Consider the following 15,728-nt stretch of genomic DNA (forward strand, 5'->3'; position numbering starts at 1 on the left):
TGATGCGAAAACCCTATAAGCCAAGATCGCTCAGCGAAGGGTGATCGTCCGGGCGTCTGCCCAGCGGCCAGTGGAACAGCCGCTCGGATTCTTTTATCGGCATATCGTTTACGCAGGCAAAGCGGCGCTTCATCAGGCCGTCCGGCTCGAACTCCCAGTTTTCATTGCCGTAAGAGCGGAACCAGTTGCCGGAATCATCATGCCATTCATAGGCATAGCGCACCGCGATCCGGTTATCCGTAAATGCCCAGAGCTCTTTAATCAGACGATATTCAAGCTCTTTTTTCCATTTCCGCTCCAGAAACGCCTGGGCTTCTTCACGGTTGGTGGCGAACTCGGCGCGGTTACGCCATTGGGTGTCCAGCGTATAGGCAAGCGCGACTTTCGCCGGATCGCGGCTGTTCCAGCCATCTTCTGCCAGCCTGACTTTTTCGATGGCGCTTTCACGAGTGAAGGGCGGTAAAGGAGGACGAGTGTTCATGGCGATTACCTCAGTGTGATTTATGTAGACAGGTCTGTCTACTTGCGGTAATCTATGCCTGAAAAATAACGCTGTCAACACTCTTTTTGAGGCTGTCGAAAAAATGAAAACCGAACCCGCAGGTAACGAGACAAAAATCAGCGTCAGAGATAAAATATTACTCACGGCGCACGATCTTTTTTATTCCACTGGCTTCAGGGCGACGGGGGTGGACACGCTGATTAAAGCATCGAAAGTGACTAAGGTGACGTTTTATCGCCATTTTCCGAGTAAGAGCTTGCTTATTCTCGCCTATTTACACTATCGACATGAAATATGGATTAACTGGTTTGAGGCCACGCTTCGTCGACATCTCGTTGAAGGCCAGACGCCTGCGGACGCTCTATCGGCAACCCTTTATGAATGGTTTATTTCGCCCGAGTTCCACGGCTGCGCGTTTATTAACGCCAGCGCGGAAGCCAAATCCGAAGAGATTGAAAGCGAAATAAAAGAGATTTGCCGCGATCATAAAATCGAAACAAAGAAGATTATTGCGTTGCTGACGAAGATTGCTGATGAGCGCGTCGTCAATGAAATCATGTTGCTCATTGACGGCGCAATTATTCATGCGCAAATGGGCATGGATACAGAAACGATAATAAATGCGTTAAAAAGGGTCTTAGCGGAACTGACCGGCCAGTGAGATTCCGGTGCTTAATCAACTCTTGCACCAAGTCGATTAAGCATCCGCGTTACACTGTTGGAATGGTGCCGCCATCAATCACAAATTCAGTACCTGTGATACTCGCAGCATGCGATGAAGCGAGGAAGACGATGAGGTTGGCAACCTCAATCGGGCGGGCAGGGCGTCCGAGCGGTATTCCACCTAACGCCTTCATAATGATCTGTTTGCCACCTTCGTAGTCTGTTCCTGCTTGCTTTGCCAGTCTCTCCGCAAGTGCCACCGCCGCTTCAGTTTCGATCCAGCCGGGGGCAACGCGCACCACCCGAACACCTTTCGGCGAGACTTCCTTTGAAAGACTTTTACTGTAGGTTGAGAGGGCTGCCTTAGCCGTTGCATAACCCGTTGTTGAATCCGGTAAAGGCAGTTCGCGCTGGATAGACGTCACGTGAATAATCACCCCATTTCCCTGCTCAAGCATTCCGGGAAGCAGGGCGCGATCTAAGCGTACTGCAGGTAACAAATTAAGATTGAGCTCCTGCTGCCACTCGTCTTCGCCAAGTGCAGCAAAACCGCCACCGGGTGAGGTTGAACCGCCTGCAACATGGATAATTACGTCGACACCTCCCATCTGTTCCTGCACTGCGGATGCGACTGAGGCACATCCAGCGACCGTAGTAAGATCAGCGGCTACGAAAGTATCCGCGATATTTACGTCTGGATCGTGGCGCGCCGTGGTAAATACCGTTGCACCGAGTTGTTTTAAAAGTCCGACGACTGCTTTGCCGAGCCCTTTCGTGCCAGCGGTAACAAGCACGCGCTTGCCTTTAAAATCAATATCTAATGACATGGACTTTCGCTCCCATTATTTACAGTACAGGTATATTCAACATAGACTGAGTAATTGACAAGTACGCACGAAAAAGTGAGTTACTAAATTATGAGTAAGTTATATAGTCCGGAATCTGCCGCAAGCGGCGTGGAGCAAGTATTACGGTTGCTGGAAGGGCGCTGGAAATTAATTATTCTTTTTCATCTTTTCGACGGAAAAGTGCAGCGCTATTCTGATTTCGAAAAATTGATCCCCGGTATTTCCCAAAAGATGCTGGCGCAGCAACTTCGACAACTCGAGTCCGACGGTATCGTTTCGCGGATGGTTTACCCTCAAGTGCCACCGAAAGTAGAGTATCGCCTCACCGATTGGGGGCAGGCATTATGTCCGGCGCTTGATGCCATGCTGAAATGGGCAGAAAAACGTGAGGCTTACGCAAGCCTGTAAGCCTGGCGGTCAGCACGCTTCAATGGAATAGCGTTATCCGTAACCCATTTGTGCAAAGGAAACGAAAAAAATGAGAACACAGAAACGATGCCTTGGCTGCGTAGCTATTGTGGTTGATGACTACGATCGCGCCATTGAGTACTACACAGATAAGCTGGGGTTTACCCTTGTAGAGGATACGCCGCAACCGGGGAAACGCTGGGTAGTCGTCTCACCCAACCCGGAAAGCGACTGTAATATTTTGCTGGCTCGTGCGTCTAACGAGAGGCAGGAAGGTTTTATCGGTAATCAATGCGGCGGCAGAGTTTTCCTGTTCCTTCAGACTGATGATTTTTGGCGCGATTACCATGCCATGAAGGCAAAAGGCGTTCATTTCTGCGAAGAACCTCGTGAGGAAGAGTACGGTACGGTGGTGGTGTTTGAAGATATTTACGGCAACCGCTGGGATCTTTATCAGACTGCGCAACCGTGAATACCACCGCAAATGATGTGTCATTCGCCTTTTGTCCTGTACGCTTCCCAGCAGAGCGTACTCAAAATTATGGGGATGTCTCTTTAGGGCCAGAGCCCTCGTCCCGCTGTGCCAGCGACAGCGCGCTGGCGCTGGCGGGATCGAACAGCGAGATGCTCTCAATCTGATTGAGTAAAATCACCTTGCGGAATGACATGGCGCTGCGGGGTTCCGAGTCGAGCGTAATGTCATGCTCCGCATACCACCTGCTGTAATTATTCTCGATGCGCAGGTTCATCGTCTTCGCATCCCGGTACCCGCTCAACATCGGGATCAGCACGATATTGGCCGTTTTTTCATATTCAAGAGTCGCGGTGTGGATCATGCCGATGTAAATCCGTCTCGAGCGGAGCGTGACCTGCGCCAGCTCGCCTTGTTCCATACACTGATAGAGCAGTTGTTCAATCCCGCTCGCCTGCGCAAGCCGTTTGTAGAGCTTTTTCCGGCTTTCGCCGTCCAGCCTGGCGCTGCCCGCCCAGTTAGAGCGGTAGAGGCAAAACAGGATGGCGAACGCCAGCATCACGACCACCGGCGCCTGAATGCCTAAAAAACTCCAGTTCATAAAGTCGATTTGCCAGTCGGTATATTTCGGTGAGGCAAAGTGAAAAGCGTTATTGGCGGCGGAAAGGGCGAGTAGCAGCAGCCAGAGCAGACTCGTGGCAATCACCCCCTGCAGAACGAAAATACAGCCGTACAGCGCCACAAGAAAATAGACGTCCCAGCCAAAGGAACGCTTGATTTTAAAGCGGGTCGACAGGTCGCGGCTGGTGTACCAGTACCCGCAGACCATCAGCACCATAAATATCGCCGTTCCCATATCAGGCCCTCTTCAGCATGTTGACGTGACGCAGAAAATCCTGCCGCACCTCGTTGCTTTTGTAGTTCACGGAGGCGTTTCCGTCCTGGTCGATAATGATGCGGTCGCCATCTTCGACGGCTTCAATAATTTCCTGCTGGCTCATCACCTGCAGTAAGGATTCCGGGCTGGAGAAAAGGGAGAGAAAGAAACGTTTCATGTCAGGCATCCTTATGAATAAAAAGGATAAGCCTGGAAGATGGCCGCTGAATTTGCCTTAAGGATAACCTGAAAGTGAAAGCCGGGTGGCGGCTACGCCTTACCCGGCATACAAAAACGTCAAATGATTGAGTTATCAAATTGTTGATATTTATAAGTAATAGAAAATAATTTTGCACAAACTTGGACAAATAACGTTAATTGTGTAAGTTTTAAGTATGCGATTACGCCACGTTGTTTACAGCCAGGATGTGACCCATGAGCACTTTGCCCTCTGTCGTGAGTCGGTTTGTTGAGTACTACGCCGCACTGGATAGCCAGCCGCCGTCCGCGCTGGTCGGGCTTTACCATTCAAATGCCACGCTTGTAGATCCGTTCGGCGAGCATGACGGTATCTTTGCGCTTCAGCGCTATTTCACCCATTTGCTGGCCAACGTCGAGAATTGCCGTTTTTCTATCGATCCGCCGCTGTGCAGTGGGAACCGGTTTGTTGTCACCTGGGTGATGCACTGGTCGCATCCGCGCATTGCCGGAGGTGAGCCGCTCGATCTGCCGGGGTGCTCGGTGGTGGAGACGGAAAACGATCTCATCACGCACCAGCGCGACTACTACGATGCGGGAGAGATGATCTACGAACATCTCCCTCTGCTGGGCTGGGCGGTACGCGGCGTGAAGCGGAGAGTTAAATCATGAAGACGGTGTTGATTACCGGCGCAAGCTCGGGCATTGGCGCCGGGCTGGCAAAATCCTTTGCCGCTGACGGCTACCATGTGATTGCCTGCGGGCGCGATCCGGCGCGTCTGGAAGCACTGCATCAGACCTGCCCCAATCTCACCGTTCGTCTGTTCGATATGACGGACCGGGACGCCTGTCGCCAGGCGCTGACCGGCAGTTACGCCGATCTGATTATTCTCTGCGCCGGTACCTGCGAATATCTCGACCAGGGCGTGGTGGACGCGGCGCTGGTAGAGCGGGTCATGAACACTAATTTCCTCGGGCCGGTGAACTGCCTTGAGGCGCTACAGCCGCAGCTGGTTGCCGGTAACCGCGTGGTGCTGGTGAGCTCGATAGCCCACTGGCTTCCCTTCCCGCGTGCAGAGGCCTATGGCGCGTCCAAAGTCGCGCTGAGCTGGTTTGCCGAAAGCCTGCGCCTGGACTGGGAGCCAAAAGGCATTGCCGTGACGGTTGTTTCCCCGGGCTTTGTCGATACGCCCCTGACGCAAAAAAACGATTTTGCCATGCCGGGCAGGGTGACCGTCGACGAGGCGGTGAAGGCGATCCGTATCGGTCTGGCGGCCGGGAAAATGCACATCGCGTTTCCGTCCGGGTTTGGCTTCATTTTGCGGCTGCTCTCCGGGCTGCCTGCGTTTCTACAGCGCGCGCTGCTGCGCAGGATGGTGCGTTCATGAACATTGCGATTATCGGCAGCGGCATTGCCGGGCTGACCTGCGCCTGGCGCCTGGCCGGGCATCATCAGGTGACCCTGTTTGAAGCGGGATCCACACCGGGCGGCCATACCGCAACGGTTGACGTGACGACGCCCCAGGGCACATACGCGATCGATACCGGTTTTATCGTCTACAACGACCGCACCTATCCGCGCTTTATGGGCCTGCTCAGCGAGCTGGGCATCAGCGGGCAAAAAACGCAGATGAGCTTTTCGGTACACAACCCCGAAACGGGGCTGGAGTACAACGGTCACACCCTGACGTCGCTGTTTGCCCAGCGCCGCAACCTGGTGAATCCGGCGTTCTGGCGTCTGCTTGGCGAGATCGTCCGCTTCAATCGTCTGGCAAAACAGGCGCTGGACGGGATGGTGGACCCGAACGCCACGCTGCAGACCTTTCTGGACCAGCACGGCTTTACGCCGTTTTTTGCGCGCCACTATATTTTGCCGATGGGAGCCGCCATCTGGTCATCCTCGCTGCAGGAGATGAAGCGCTTCCCGCTGCCGCTTTTCTTACGTTTCTTCCAGAATCACGGGCTGCTGGATATCACCCATCGCCCGCAGTGGTACGTGGTGCCGGGCGGCTCGCGAGAGTATATCCGCGCGATGCTGGACAAACTGGGCGATCGGCTGACGCTGCATCTCAATACGCCGGTTCAGCGGGTGAGCCGCCACGAGCGCGGGGTCACGCTCCAGCTCGAAAACGGCAGCCATACTTTCGATCGGGTGATATTTGCCTGCCACTCCGCTCAGGCGCTGGCCATGCTTGACGACCCGACCACCGCAGAGCGCGAGGTGCTGGGCGATATCGGCTGGCAGCGCAACGAGGTCGTGTTGCACAGCGACCCGCGCTGGCTGCCGGTGCGGCCGCGCGCGTGGGCGAGCTGGAACTACCGCCTGAGCGCGCAGGAGCAGGCGAGCGCCTGTGTTACCTACAACATGAACATTCTGCAGGGGCTGCCTGCGGGCAGCCCGCTTTTCTGCGTCACCCTGAACCCTGACGTGCCGGTAGATGAACGCTTCGTTCTGCAACGCTTCGTTTATGAACATCCGCTGTTTAATCCGCAAAGCTGGCGGGCGCAGGCGCGGCGCGGCGAGATCAACGGTCATAACCGGAGCTGGTACTGCGGGGCCTACTGGTACAACGGTTTTCATGAGGATGGCGTGCGCAGTGCGCTGGACGTGGTCAATGCGATAGCGGCCGGAGAGGGGAAGTGAGATGAACAGCTGCCTCTACCACGGCGTATTACGCCACCGCCGCCTCCAGCCGAAAAAACACGAATTCAGCTACAGCGTCTTTATGGCCTGGCTGGATCTCGATGAACTGCCGCTGCTGCCGTCCGTCGGCGTACGGCACAATCGCTTTGCCGCCGCCTCGTTCCACGACTCGGACTATCCGCTCGGCACGCCGCTTAAGGAGAACGTGCTCAGCAGGCTGGAGAGCCTGACCGGAGAACGTCCGGACGGGCGGGTCATGCTCCTGACGCAGCTGCGCTATTTCGGCTTTCATTTCAATCCGGTCAACTTTTACTACTGCTATGACGAGAAGGAGACGCTGCGCTGGGTGCTGGCGGAGGTCCGCAACACGCCGTGGAATGAACGTCATTACTATGCCGTCAACGGACAGAATGTACAGCCCACGGAAAAAGCGTTTCACGTTTCCCCCTTCAATCCAATGGACATGATCTACCACTGGCGCTTTAACGACCCGGATAACACGCTGCATATGCACATTGAAAATCATCAGGAAGCGAAGGTCTTTGACGCCACGCTGGCGCTGCGCCGGGAGCCTTTGACGCGCCCCGCGCTGCGTGGGCTTTTGGTGCGTATCCCGCTCATGACCCTGAAAACCGTTTTTGCCATTTACTGGCAGGCGCTGCGGCTCTGGCTCAAGCGCGTGCCGCTGTATAACCACCCCGTCAGCAGGAGTGAACGCTCATGACCGATCCCGTCTTTGCGTTAGAACCCGATATCCCGCGCAACGTGCGCATCGCGCGCTGGCTGCTTTTTCGTCTGTTAAGCGGTATCCGCGGCGGCTCGCTCACCCTGCGTGAAGGGGCGCAGACCTTCCATTTTGGCGAGACATCCTCCGCGCTGCACGCCGACGTACAAATCCTCACGCCCGGCGTATACTGGCGCGTCTTAACGGGCGGTAGCCTTGCTGCCGCAGAAGCCTGGATGGACGGCGAATGGGAAACCACCCACCTTACGCCGCTTCTGGAACTGCTGGCGCTCAACGGCGAGGTGCTTGGCCGTCTTGAGAAAGGGTTCCGGCTGCTTGGCCGACCGCTGGAGCGTTTGCGCCACTGGACGCGGCGTAACTCCCGCGCGCAGGCGCGTGAAAATATTGCCGCCCACTACGACCTGGGCAACACCTTCTATGCCCATTTTCTGGACAGGGAACTGCTTTACTCCAGCGCGCTCTTTACCGCAGACGAGCAGGATCTCACGACGGCTCAGCAGGCCAAAATGGCGCGCCTGTGCGACCAGCTGGCGCTTAGCGAGGCCGACCACCTGCTGGAAATCGGCACCGGCTGGGGGGCGATGGCGGAATACGCGGCCCGTCATTATGGCTGTCGGGTGACTACCACCACGCTGTCGCAGGAGCAATACGTCTGGGCAACCGAGCGGATCGCCCGCGCCGGGTTGCAGGATCGTGTTGAGGTGCTGCTCTGCGACTATCGCGACCTCACCGGGCAGTACGACAAGCTGGTCTCAATAGAGATGATTGAAGCCGTCGGGCAACGCTATCTGCCTACATTCTTCCGGACCTGTCAGGCGCGGCTGCGCCCGGGGGGACGAATGGCGATTCAGGCCATCACCATTCAGGACCAGCGCTATCGCGACTACAGCAAAAGCGTCGATTTTATTCAGCGCTACATTTTCCCCGGCGGCTTCCTGCCGAGCATCACCGCGATGAACGAGCTGATGACGCGCCACACCGATTTCGTGGTGCGCAATCTCTTCGACATGGGGCCGGACTACGCCCGCACGCTGGCGCACTGGCGGCAGCGCTTTGTCCACGCCTGGCAGGAGATTGAAAAGCTCGGCTTTGATGACCGGTTCCGCCGCATGTGGCTTTATTACTTTGGCTACTGTGAAGCCGGGTTTAACGCCCGCACCATTAGCGTGGTGCAGCTGACCGCAGAGCGCGTATGAGACGATATCTTCAGGTCTTCCTGCTGGCCGTCGCGTTCGATCTCTACTGGGCGCTGGTGGTGCTCTTTCGCGAACAGGGCCTGATTATCTGGCTCGGGCTGGCGATCCTGGCGTGCCTGCTCTTGCCGTCTGTATATCGTTTTTACGCCATTGGGCTGGCCGCGGCGGGCAGTTTGCTGGATACGCTCTGGGCGCTGACGGGGCTGATCGCCTTCACGGGTGATGCCCTGATGCCGCTATGGATGGTGGCATTATGGCTGATGTTCGCCACCGTCTGGACGCAGCTTACGCGCACCACCACGTTGCCCGGCTGGCTGCTCACCCTGCTGGCCGCCGTGGGAGGGCCGGTGGCGTACCTGATTGGCGAGCGGCTGGGTGCCATAACGTTTCTGGAGCCAACCTTTATCGTCGTCAGCTGGATGGCGCCGGGGTGGCTGGTATTGATGCTGTTTTTCCACCTGCTGATGGGGAGACAAAAATGAGAGCTGCATTTTTGCTGCTTTGTCTGACGCTGGTTGTTCCCGTTGCCCAGGCCGCCGACTGGCTGGCGTGGCGGAAGGTGGGCGACGCCACGCTTACCTGGGGGCCGTTCACGGTCTATACCTCCCAGTTGCGTACTCCGGATGGGCGTTACGGTCGGGAGGACCAGGATCAGGCGCTGATTATTACCTATGCGCGCGACATCGATCGCGATGAACTGGTCGAGGCGACCCGCGACCAGTGGCAGGCGCAGGGTATCCTGGCGCAGGAAGCGCAAAGCGAAGCCTGGCTGCGGATGCTCCAGGCGCTGTGGCCTGATGTCCGACAGGGCTCACAGCTGGCGTTTGTTCTCAACGATAAGCAGGGGCAGTTCTGGTATCGCGATCCGACCCTTCAGAAAACCTTTATTCCCCTGGGACCACGCCAGTCAGAAGCGTTCAGCACCCGCTTTCTGGCCATCTGGCTCGATCCCCGCACGCAATACCCTAAACTGCGTCAGCAGTTAATCGGAGGCCAAAAATGAAACGTTTCCTGATGATGGCGCTGGCATTGACGATGCTTCTGGCGGGCTGTAGCACGGAGGTGACCGAGTACCGCCAGCAGCAGCCGCGGCTGGATATCTTCCACTACTTCCAGGGTAAAACTGAAGCGTGGGGGATGGTGCAGGATCGCAGCGGCAAGCAGATCCGTCGCTTTCACGTTGAGATTGCCGGGGATGTGATTGGCGATACGCTGACGCTCAACGAGCACTTCGTTTATGACGACGGTGAGAAGCAGCAACGGGTCTGGCATATCCGGCGCCTGGGGAACGATCGCTACGAGGGCACGGCGGGGGATATCGAAGGGGTGGCGACGGGGCAGGCCGCAGGCAACGCGTTCAACTGGCATTACAGCATGAACGTGAAGGCCAACGGCAGCACCTGGCTACTGAACTTTGACGACTGGATGTACCTGCAGGATGAGAACCATCTGTTTAATAAAACCGAGATGAAGAAGCTGGGCGTCACCGTCGCCACGGTAACGCTGTTCTTTACCCGTAAGACATGAGTCTAGTCGCGGGGGCTGTGAATTTTACTGCTCGAGTAGATGAACCAGAGAGCAATCCCCAGGCAGACTACCGCCCCCAGACGGCTCGGCGAAAAGGGAATAGCGGCATTACCCAGCCAGCCAAAGTTATCAATCAACATGCTCATGGTGAGCTGGCCGAATATGACCGCCACCGTGGCGACGGCGGTGCCGATGCGCTGCACCGCCACGACCATAATCACAATATAAGGCACGCCAAACATTGCCCCGAGAAGCTGCCATTTCGGCACGTCCAGCAGGCTGACGGCCTGCTTAGGCTCAAAGAAGAAAATCAGCAGGGCGGTCACCAGCGCGCCGACGGAGAAGGTCAGAAACGCGCTTTTAAATACCCCCACGCTGCTGCCGAGCTGGCCGTTAATGGCGGCCTGAATGCTCAGCGTTGCGCCGCCGCAGACGGCCAGAAGAATCATAATCAGTGTCATACGTTACCCCTGTGCGACCAGAACCAGTGCCGCAATAATGAACCCCAGTGCAATAATGCGCTTTGCGTTTATCTTCCTGTGCGGCGAACCCAGCAGACCATAGTGGTCAATGATCAGGCTTTTAAAGACCTGGCCGGCCAGAATGCCAATCATCGTCATGGCGATGCCGATGGTGGGTGTCGCCACGGTCAGGATGACCACGTATACCGGACCGAGCACGCCGCCGAGCAGCTGCCAGCCGGGCTGTGCGAAAAATGACGGGCTGTTGCGCGGGCTGAAAAACAGCATCAGCAGAAAGGTTAGCGCGGCACCGACGCCAAAAATGCTGAACGTCGCCCATAAATCTCCGACTTTTCCCCCCAGCGGTCCCAGCAGCCCCGCCTCGACGGAGAGGCCCATCCCGCCAGCAATCACCAGTAAAATCAAAACCAACTGCATTCTTCTTCCTCCGTTTTCAGGCGAAGAAGATTACGTGGGTTGTGCAATGAGAAAAATGCCATAATGCTGGAAACACCTTTGCAGGACATGCATTAATGGTTGACGCCAGCAATATCAACATTCGCACGCTGCTGATCTTCATCGACGTGTATGAAGCGCAGAATTTCTCCGTCGTGGCGCGGCGGCAGGGCATTTCGGCCTCGCAGATATCGCGCGTGATCCACCAGCTTGAGGATGCGCTCGGGCAGCAGCTTTTCTATCGCAATACGCGGGCCGTCATTCCCACGGAAAGCGGTCATCTGTTTGTCCGCTACGCCCGGTCAATGGCGGAAAACCTGGAAGAGGCGCGACGGGAGCTGGACGCGCGTGCGGTGGAACCGTCCGGTGCGATCCGCATTAACGGACCGGTGTTTTTCGGCCAGAAGCACATCGCCCCAGGACTTCCCGGCCTGTCGGAACGCTATCCCCGCCTGAGCGTAGAGCTGACGCTGACCGATGATTTTATCGACCCGCACCGCGATGCCGCCGACGTGATCTTCCGGATTGGCGTGCTAACGGACTCATCTTTTCACGCGCGGGTGTTCGGGCAGCAGGTGTATCATCTGGCCGCGTCGCCTGGCTACGTGCGTAAGTACGGTGCGCCTGAAGGGCCGGACGATCTGAATCGCCATCACTGTCTTGTCTATCGCGGATCGTCAGGGCCTAACCGCTGGCTGTTGCGCAGGGCGGGCGAGGCGTGGAGACACTATCCCGTAACGCCTTTGATGACCTCGAATAATGCGGAAGCGCTGCTGGCTGCGGCGCTTGGCGGGATGGGGATCGTGCTGTTCCCGGACTGGCTGGTGAGCGAGCCGCTCCAGCGCGGTGAGCTGATTCCGCTCCTGCCCGCGCTGGAGTGTGCCATCAATACGGAACAGCAGGCGATCGCGGCGATCTATCCTGATGCCCGACATCCGCCCCTGAACGTCAGGGCGGTAATTGATTATTACGTTGAGCGTTTTGGCACGCCGCTTTACTGGCAAAGGTAAGGGGATTACGCGCCAAGCTCTTTGCGGATAATCTCTGCGCCAGCGCTGAGCGCTTTCAGCTTGCCGTTAGCCACCTGACGGGAGAGGGGAGCCATGCCGCAGTTGGTTGACGGATAAAGCTTGTCCGCATCGACAAACTGCAGCGCTTTTCGCAGCGTATCGGCCACTTCCTCCGGCGTTTCAACCGTGTTGGTTGCTACGTCAATCGCGCCAACCATCACTTTTTTACCGCGGATCAGCTCCAGCAGATCCATCGGCACACGTGAGTTGTGGCACTCCAGGGAGATGATGTCGATGTTAGAGGTCTGCAGCTTAGGGAAGGCCTCTTCGTACTGGCGCCACTCGGATCCGAGCGTCTTTTTCCAGTCGGTATTGGCCTTGATGCCGTAGCCGTAGCAGATGTGTACCGCGGTCTCGCACTTCAGCCCTTCAATGGCGCGCTCCAGCGCGGCGATGCCCCAGTCGTTGACCTCGTCAAAAAAGACGTTAAACGCCGGTTCGTCGAACTGGATAATATCCACGCCCGCGGCCTCTAACTCACGCGCTTCCTGGTTGAGGATTTTGGCGAATTCCCAGGCCAGCTTTTCGCGGCTTTTATAGTGCGCGTCGTAAAGGGTGTCGATCATGGTCATCGGCCCCGGCAAGGCCCATTTGATCGGCTTGTCCGTAAGCTGGCGCAGGTACCTGGCATCGTCGACGAAGACCGGTTTCTGGCGCGCAACCGCAGAAACTACGGTCGGCACGCTGGCGTCATAGCGGTTACGAATGCGCACCGTCTGGCGGTTCTCAAAATCCACGCCGCTCAGGTGTTCAATAAAGGTGGTGACGAAGTGCTGGCGGGTCTGTTCCCCGTCGCTGACGATATCGATTCCCGCACGGATCTGCTCATCCAGAGACAGGCGCAGCGCATCCTGCTTGCCCGCCAGCAGTTCCTGATCCTGTAATTTCCAGGGTGACCACAGCGTTTCAGGTTGCGCAAGCCAGGTCGGCTTTGGCAGGCTGCCAGCGGTAGAAGTCGGGAGCAATGTTTTCATAATAAAAGACCTTTTTTAATGTATTAAAGCGTGTAGTTATCAGACCACTGCTCAAGAATGTGTTTGTAAGGCTTAATAAAGTATTCTTCGGTAAATCGACCCTGTTCAATCGCCAGACGGCTTCGCTCTTCCCGGTCATACACAATTTTGGTTAAGGAGTGATCCTGCTGGTTCAGATCCGGTCGGTAGCACAGCCCGGCCGCCGAGTTGGCGTTATAAATCTCCGGGCGATAGATCTTCTGGAACGTCTCCATCGTGCTGATGGTGGCGATCAGTTCGAGATCGGTGTAGTCGCTCAGCAAATCCCCGGTGAAGAAGAAGGCGAACGGCGCCACGCTGTGTTCCGGCATAAAGTAGCGCACGCTCAGGCCCATCTTCGCGAAGTACTGCTCCGTTAGCGATTCGCCGTCCGGCTGATACTCAACGCCCAGCACGGGGTGCTGGTTGCCGGTGCGGCGATAGGTATCTTTGCTGGAGACGCTCAGGCAAATCACCGGTCCTTTTGTGAAGTTCTCTTTGTATTCCGGTGAACGCACAAAATGGCGGAAAATATTACCGTGCAGTTCGCCAAACTTTTCCGGGATGCTGAAGTGCTGCTGGTTCTTGTTGTGCTCCAGCAGCAGGACGCTGAAATCATAATCCCGCACGTAAGACGAGAAGTTATTCCCGACGATGCCAGGGATGCGCAGGTTGTTTTTCTTGTCGACAATAGTGGTTTGCAGTATCTCAATAGCCGGGAATGGCTTTTCCGCGCCAATGTTCAAATCGACAGAGATGATTTCAAGCTCAACCGCATAGCGATCGGCGTTTGGGTTATCCCAGCGCGCCAGGGCGTTGAAGCGGTTGTTTATCATCACCAGCGTATTGCGCAAGTTTTCCTGACGTTTTTCCCCGCGCGCCAGGTTGGCAAAGTTGGTGGTCGTACGCGTATTTACAGACGGGTTGTAATTCTCATCGAAGCAACTGCGCTTAAGGGTATATGTGAAAGCTTTGCTCATTGTGGTTATGCATCCTAAGTTCATGTTGCTAAGAAGTTACCAATGCATAATTTATGCCTGAGCCCGCGGCGCAGGGGAAGTGACTTAATTTCACTGCAACATGAGGGAAGTTCATGAACAGGATTGCGCAAAGGCTGGCATAGTAAGAATAAGGGGCATCGCGCCCCTTAGCGTTATGCTGTAGGACGTTCGTTCCAGGCGTCACTGTGCATGATGTTGCCATCGACAATGCGCCAGGTGATTTTTTCGTACTGCAGACTTACGCTTTCAACATGGTTTATTTTATCGTTAGAAGCGATCTTCACGTTCGGCACGCTGCAGTTAACACCAGTAACCTTTAGGTTCTCCATCAACACGGTGTAATAACAGACTTCCTGTCCGGCATCATTAATATGATAGAACTTGATTTCAGCGCTTTTAAGCGCCTGACCGGTAGATGCTGCTTTATAGAGATAGGGCGTGGAGCTATCAACCTCCTTTTCAATCCGCATGGATGAGTGTTGTCGCGTGCCGGTGATCTTGCCGTTAGCGCTGTCTACCGGTAGGTTAAGGCCATGACTCAGCCCTATGATCTCAATGCTACCTTCACGGTCCTGAACATCAACGGAACCTTTAATATCTGCTCCACCATCGTCTTTTAGCCACATGTAGGGAGGAATTGGCATTCTTTATTTTCTTGTTTTATTGAGTAGCAGTGTTGTTAAGCGATAAATAATAGTCGCGAGGGTCAGTACAATTAAAATATCGATATTGGCATATGTGTCATATATTGTTTCAGCATTCACGTCGCCATAAATAAAATCACATATAAATGAGGCCACGTCATGATCAAGATAGCGTTCAGCGGGCCCCAATATGCGGCCTACTATAATGCTGATGCATAGAAACCAGACCGTTTTGAATAGCCTGATGCCCCATTTACGGACAAGTGTTGGTGTAGCCACTTTCAATCACCTCAACCCAGCCGCGTGCCATCAGTGAACGCATACAGGGAACCTGAATAAGGTCCGTACTCATCAGAGCATTGCGGATCAATGCGTAATCAGAATCATGGGCAATCGTGATACATCCCTCAGATAGCGTACCCGGATGCAGCCGAAATAAACCCCGATAGACGTTATCAATCCAGGTGCCATCATCGATTCCCCAGTCATCCTTGTATAAAGCAAACCACTCATCGCGGCCAAATTCTGCCCCGGATCTAACCTTGTTCCACCGATCCTGAACCTTCGCTTTTAACCCTGAAAAGAAACCTCCAGTCCCTCTGTCAACAATCCAGTATTTCCCTGGAGGAATTGGACCTGAGCCTTTAACAGCACCACATAATCCATTGTTTCTGTAAATTCCCTGCCCGGAATGCGCCATAAACACGCCAACGCCGTGCAGGTTAAAAGGCGCATAGTCAGCACCGTTAAGCAGCATTGTTCCTTTTAAGGCCATATTTTCTCCTTAGTCTTTTAATTAGACAAAGGCAGCCTACGCCTGATGTGGGTACAGATATTCAACTCACATCATATTTCTGCGCTGCTAATTTTTTTTAAGATAATGACCTGACAATTTTTAATCTCTTTTGCGGCTGTAACGTTAGTAAACGCTGAATAAATAATAAACAAGGGTCAGGCAACAAAACGCCATGCCTACTTCTCTGGCACACGCTCCGCAATTCCCGCTATAATCCCCAAAATTTCC

Annotated in this window: 22 protein-coding genes; 12 read left to right on the forward strand and 10 right to left on the reverse strand. The window is 55.2% G+C overall.

Translation table 11 applies throughout. The features are described from left to right. Positions 1–13: 13 nt before the first annotated feature. Positions 14–481 carry a nuclear transport factor 2 family protein gene (locus tag KGP22_RS10170; RefSeq protein ID WP_111964691.1) on the reverse strand — a complete coding sequence of 156 codons (468 nt, stop codon included), beginning with the start codon at positions 479–481 and terminating at the stop codon, positions 14–16. A gap of 103 nt (positions 482–584) precedes the next feature. Between KGP22_RS10170 and KGP22_RS10175 the strand changes: the two genes are divergently transcribed. Beyond that, positions 585–1,163, forward strand: coding sequence for a TetR/AcrR family transcriptional regulator (locus KGP22_RS10175; protein WP_136194816.1), 579 nt, complete (start codon positions 585–587; stop codon positions 1,161–1,163). Positions 1,164–1,212: 49 nt separating this feature from the next. On the opposite strand, the gene KGP22_RS10180 is transcribed toward KGP22_RS10175, so the two are convergent. After that, complete coding sequence (locus KGP22_RS10180) at positions 1,213–1,992, reverse strand: SDR family oxidoreductase (RefSeq protein WP_223582175.1); 780 nt, start codon at positions 1,990–1,992, stop codon at positions 1,213–1,215. A gap of 90 nt (positions 1,993–2,082) precedes the next feature. Between KGP22_RS10180 and KGP22_RS10185 the strand changes: the two genes are divergently transcribed. Together KGP22_RS10185 and KGP22_RS10190 are read left to right on the forward strand one after the other, a co-directional pair. Beyond that, positions 2,083–2,421, forward strand: coding sequence for a winged helix-turn-helix transcriptional regulator (locus tag KGP22_RS10185; protein WP_115874985.1), 339 nt, complete (start codon positions 2,083–2,085; stop codon positions 2,419–2,421). A 70-nt stretch (positions 2,422–2,491) separates the two neighbouring features. Further along, positions 2,492–2,893 carry a VOC family protein gene (locus KGP22_RS10190; RefSeq protein ID WP_223582177.1) on the forward strand — a complete coding sequence of 134 codons (402 nt, stop codon included), beginning with the start codon at positions 2,492–2,494 and terminating at the stop codon, positions 2,891–2,893. A 67-nt stretch (positions 2,894–2,960) separates the two neighbouring features. On the opposite strand, the gene KGP22_RS10195 is transcribed toward KGP22_RS10190, so the two are convergent. Together KGP22_RS10195 and KGP22_RS10200 are read right to left on the reverse strand one after the other, a co-directional pair. After that, entirely contained in the window at positions 2,961–3,749 is a 789-nt protein-coding gene (locus KGP22_RS10195; RefSeq protein WP_223582179.1) for a hypothetical protein, read from the reverse strand. A 1-nt stretch (position 3,750) separates the two neighbouring features. Beyond that, positions 3,751–3,948: a hypothetical protein gene (locus KGP22_RS10200; protein ID WP_023311615.1), complete on the reverse strand. Its 198-nt coding sequence runs from the start codon at positions 3,946–3,948 to the stop codon at positions 3,751–3,753. Between the two features lie 257 nt (positions 3,949–4,205). On the opposite strand from KGP22_RS10200, the gene KGP22_RS10205 reads away from it, so the two are divergent. Genes KGP22_RS10205 through KGP22_RS10240 form a run of 8 tightly spaced genes read left to right on the forward strand, consistent with a single transcriptional unit; the run spans position 4,206 to position 10,080 of the window. Next, the gene (locus KGP22_RS10205; RefSeq protein ID WP_008502330.1) at positions 4,206–4,640 is read left to right on the forward strand and encodes a nuclear transport factor 2 family protein; all 435 of its coding nucleotides are present in this window, start codon (positions 4,206–4,208) and stop codon (positions 4,638–4,640) included. Then, entirely contained in the window at positions 4,637–5,356 is a 720-nt protein-coding gene (locus KGP22_RS10210; protein WP_223582181.1) for an SDR family NAD(P)-dependent oxidoreductase, read from the forward strand. The genes KGP22_RS10205 and KGP22_RS10210 overlap by 4 nt, the downstream gene beginning before the upstream one ends. Continuing rightward, positions 5,353–6,612 (forward strand): FAD-dependent oxidoreductase, encoded by a 1,260-nt coding sequence (locus KGP22_RS10215; protein WP_223582183.1) that lies wholly within the window; start codon positions 5,353–5,355, stop codon positions 6,610–6,612. The genes KGP22_RS10210 and KGP22_RS10215 overlap by 4 nt, the downstream gene beginning before the upstream one ends. 1 nt (position 6,613) lies before the next feature. Next, entirely contained in the window at positions 6,614–7,336 is a 723-nt protein-coding gene (locus KGP22_RS10220) for a DUF1365 domain-containing protein (RefSeq protein ID WP_223582185.1), read from the forward strand. After that, a complete protein-coding gene (locus tag KGP22_RS10225; protein WP_223582187.1) occupies positions 7,333–8,553 on the forward strand; it encodes a cyclopropane-fatty-acyl-phospholipid synthase family protein in 1,221 nt (406 codons plus the stop codon). The genes KGP22_RS10220 and KGP22_RS10225 overlap by 4 nt, the downstream gene beginning before the upstream one ends. Continuing rightward, positions 8,550–9,035: a DUF2878 domain-containing protein gene (locus tag KGP22_RS10230; RefSeq protein WP_008502325.1), complete on the forward strand. Its 486-nt coding sequence runs from the start codon at positions 8,550–8,552 to the stop codon at positions 9,033–9,035. Before KGP22_RS10225 ends, KGP22_RS10230 begins: the two co-directional genes overlap by 4 nt. Beyond that, positions 9,032–9,556, forward strand: coding sequence for a hypothetical protein (locus KGP22_RS10235; protein WP_111964681.1), 525 nt, complete (start codon positions 9,032–9,034; stop codon positions 9,554–9,556). Before KGP22_RS10230 ends, KGP22_RS10235 begins: the two co-directional genes overlap by 4 nt. After that, a complete protein-coding gene (locus tag KGP22_RS10240; RefSeq protein ID WP_111964680.1) occupies positions 9,553–10,080 on the forward strand; it encodes a DUF3833 domain-containing protein in 528 nt (175 codons plus the stop codon). Before KGP22_RS10235 ends, KGP22_RS10240 begins: the two co-directional genes overlap by 4 nt. A 2-nt stretch (positions 10,081–10,082) precedes the next feature. On the opposite strand, the gene KGP22_RS10245 is transcribed toward KGP22_RS10240, so the two are convergent. Further along, complete coding sequence (locus KGP22_RS10245) at positions 10,083–10,541, reverse strand: DMT family transporter (protein ID WP_223582189.1); 459 nt, start codon at positions 10,539–10,541, stop codon at positions 10,083–10,085. A gap of 3 nt (positions 10,542–10,544) precedes the next feature. Further along, a complete protein-coding gene (locus KGP22_RS10250) occupies positions 10,545–10,979 on the reverse strand; it encodes a DMT family transporter (protein ID WP_143345074.1) in 435 nt (144 codons plus the stop codon). A gap of 95 nt (positions 10,980–11,074) precedes the next feature. On the opposite strand from KGP22_RS10250, the gene KGP22_RS10255 reads away from it, so the two are divergent. Next, complete coding sequence (locus KGP22_RS10255; RefSeq protein ID WP_223582191.1) at positions 11,075–12,007, forward strand: LysR family transcriptional regulator; 933 nt, start codon at positions 11,075–11,077, stop codon at positions 12,005–12,007. Between the two features lie 5 nt (positions 12,008–12,012). Here the strand turns inward: KGP22_RS10255 and KGP22_RS10260 are convergent, their stop codons facing one another. From KGP22_RS10260 to KGP22_RS10275, 4 genes are all read right to left on the reverse strand, one after another. After that, positions 12,013–13,041, reverse strand: a complete 1,029-nt coding sequence (locus KGP22_RS10260; RefSeq protein WP_223582193.1) for a methionine synthase — start codon at positions 13,039–13,041, stop codon at positions 12,013–12,015. 23 nt (positions 13,042–13,064) lie between these two features. After that, complete coding sequence (locus KGP22_RS10265; RefSeq protein ID WP_223582195.1) at positions 13,065–14,039, reverse strand: DUF1852 domain-containing protein; 975 nt, start codon at positions 14,037–14,039, stop codon at positions 13,065–13,067. Between the two features lie 173 nt (positions 14,040–14,212). Then, a complete protein-coding gene (gene tssD, locus KGP22_RS10270) occupies positions 14,213–14,704 on the reverse strand; it encodes a type VI secretion system tube protein TssD (RefSeq protein ID WP_111964675.1) in 492 nt (163 codons plus the stop codon). Between the two features lie 253 nt (positions 14,705–14,957). After that, positions 14,958–15,479, reverse strand: a complete 522-nt coding sequence (locus tag KGP22_RS10275) for a DUF2778 domain-containing protein (protein ID WP_111964673.1) — start codon at positions 15,477–15,479, stop codon at positions 14,958–14,960. Between the last annotated feature and the right edge of the window lie 249 nt (positions 15,480–15,728).

The organism is Enterobacter sp. JBIWA005, assembly GCF_019968805.1.
Taxonomy (GTDB): domain Bacteria; phylum Pseudomonadota; class Gammaproteobacteria; order Enterobacterales; family Enterobacteriaceae; genus Enterobacter; species Enterobacter vonholyi.

What these genes read in the sequence shown, in the direction of transcription:
- KGP22_RS10260 (WP_223582193.1), bottom strand. Translation starts at nt 13,041, where the DNA reads ATGAAAACATTGCTCCCGACTTCTACCGCTGGCAGCCTGCCAAAGCCG.
- KGP22_RS10190 (WP_223582177.1), top strand. Translation starts at nt 2,492, where the DNA reads ATGAGAACACAGAAACGATGCCTTGGCTGCGTAGCTATTGTGGTTGAT.
- tssD (WP_111964675.1), bottom strand. Translation starts at nt 14,704, where the DNA reads ATGCCAATTCCTCCCTACATGTGGCTAAAAGACGATGGTGGAGCAGAT.
- KGP22_RS10180 (WP_223582175.1), bottom strand. Translation starts at nt 1,992, where the DNA reads ATGTCATTAGATATTGATTTTAAAGGCAAGCGCGTGCTTGTTACCGCT.
- KGP22_RS10235 (WP_111964681.1), top strand. Translation starts at nt 9,032, where the DNA reads ATGAGAGCTGCATTTTTGCTGCTTTGTCTGACGCTGGTTGTTCCCGTT.
- KGP22_RS10220 (WP_223582185.1), top strand. Translation starts at nt 6,614, where the DNA reads ATGAACAGCTGCCTCTACCACGGCGTATTACGCCACCGCCGCCTCCAG.
- KGP22_RS10215 (WP_223582183.1), top strand. Translation starts at nt 5,353, where the DNA reads ATGAACATTGCGATTATCGGCAGCGGCATTGCCGGGCTGACCTGCGCC.
- KGP22_RS10195 (WP_223582179.1), bottom strand. Translation starts at nt 3,749, where the DNA reads ATGGGAACGGCGATATTTATGGTGCTGATGGTCTGCGGGTACTGGTAC.
- KGP22_RS10245 (WP_223582189.1), bottom strand. Translation starts at nt 10,541, where the DNA reads ATGACACTGATTATGATTCTTCTGGCCGTCTGCGGCGGCGCAACGCTG.
- KGP22_RS10205 (WP_008502330.1), top strand. Translation starts at nt 4,206, where the DNA reads ATGAGCACTTTGCCCTCTGTCGTGAGTCGGTTTGTTGAGTACTACGCC.
- KGP22_RS10230 (WP_008502325.1), top strand. Translation starts at nt 8,550, where the DNA reads ATGAGACGATATCTTCAGGTCTTCCTGCTGGCCGTCGCGTTCGATCTC.
- KGP22_RS10210 (WP_223582181.1), top strand. Translation starts at nt 4,637, where the DNA reads ATGAAGACGGTGTTGATTACCGGCGCAAGCTCGGGCATTGGCGCCGGG.
- KGP22_RS10265 (WP_223582195.1), bottom strand. Translation starts at nt 14,039, where the DNA reads ATGAGCAAAGCTTTCACATATACCCTTAAGCGCAGTTGCTTCGATGAG.
- KGP22_RS10170 (WP_111964691.1), bottom strand. Translation starts at nt 481, where the DNA reads ATGAACACTCGTCCTCCTTTACCGCCCTTCACTCGTGAAAGCGCCATC.
- KGP22_RS10240 (WP_111964680.1), top strand. Translation starts at nt 9,553, where the DNA reads ATGAAACGTTTCCTGATGATGGCGCTGGCATTGACGATGCTTCTGGCG.
- KGP22_RS10255 (WP_223582191.1), top strand. Translation starts at nt 11,075, where the DNA reads ATGGTTGACGCCAGCAATATCAACATTCGCACGCTGCTGATCTTCATC.
- KGP22_RS10175 (WP_136194816.1), top strand. Translation starts at nt 585, where the DNA reads ATGAAAACCGAACCCGCAGGTAACGAGACAAAAATCAGCGTCAGAGAT.
- KGP22_RS10185 (WP_115874985.1), top strand. Translation starts at nt 2,083, where the DNA reads ATGAGTAAGTTATATAGTCCGGAATCTGCCGCAAGCGGCGTGGAGCAA.
- KGP22_RS10250 (WP_143345074.1), bottom strand. Translation starts at nt 10,979, where the DNA reads ATGCAGTTGGTTTTGATTTTACTGGTGATTGCTGGCGGGATGGGCCTC.
- KGP22_RS10225 (WP_223582187.1), top strand. Translation starts at nt 7,333, where the DNA reads ATGACCGATCCCGTCTTTGCGTTAGAACCCGATATCCCGCGCAACGTG.
- KGP22_RS10200 (WP_023311615.1), bottom strand. Translation starts at nt 3,948, where the DNA reads ATGAAACGTTTCTTTCTCTCCCTTTTCTCCAGCCCGGAATCCTTACTG.
- KGP22_RS10275 (WP_111964673.1), bottom strand. Translation starts at nt 15,479, where the DNA reads ATGGCCTTAAAAGGAACAATGCTGCTTAACGGTGCTGACTATGCGCCT.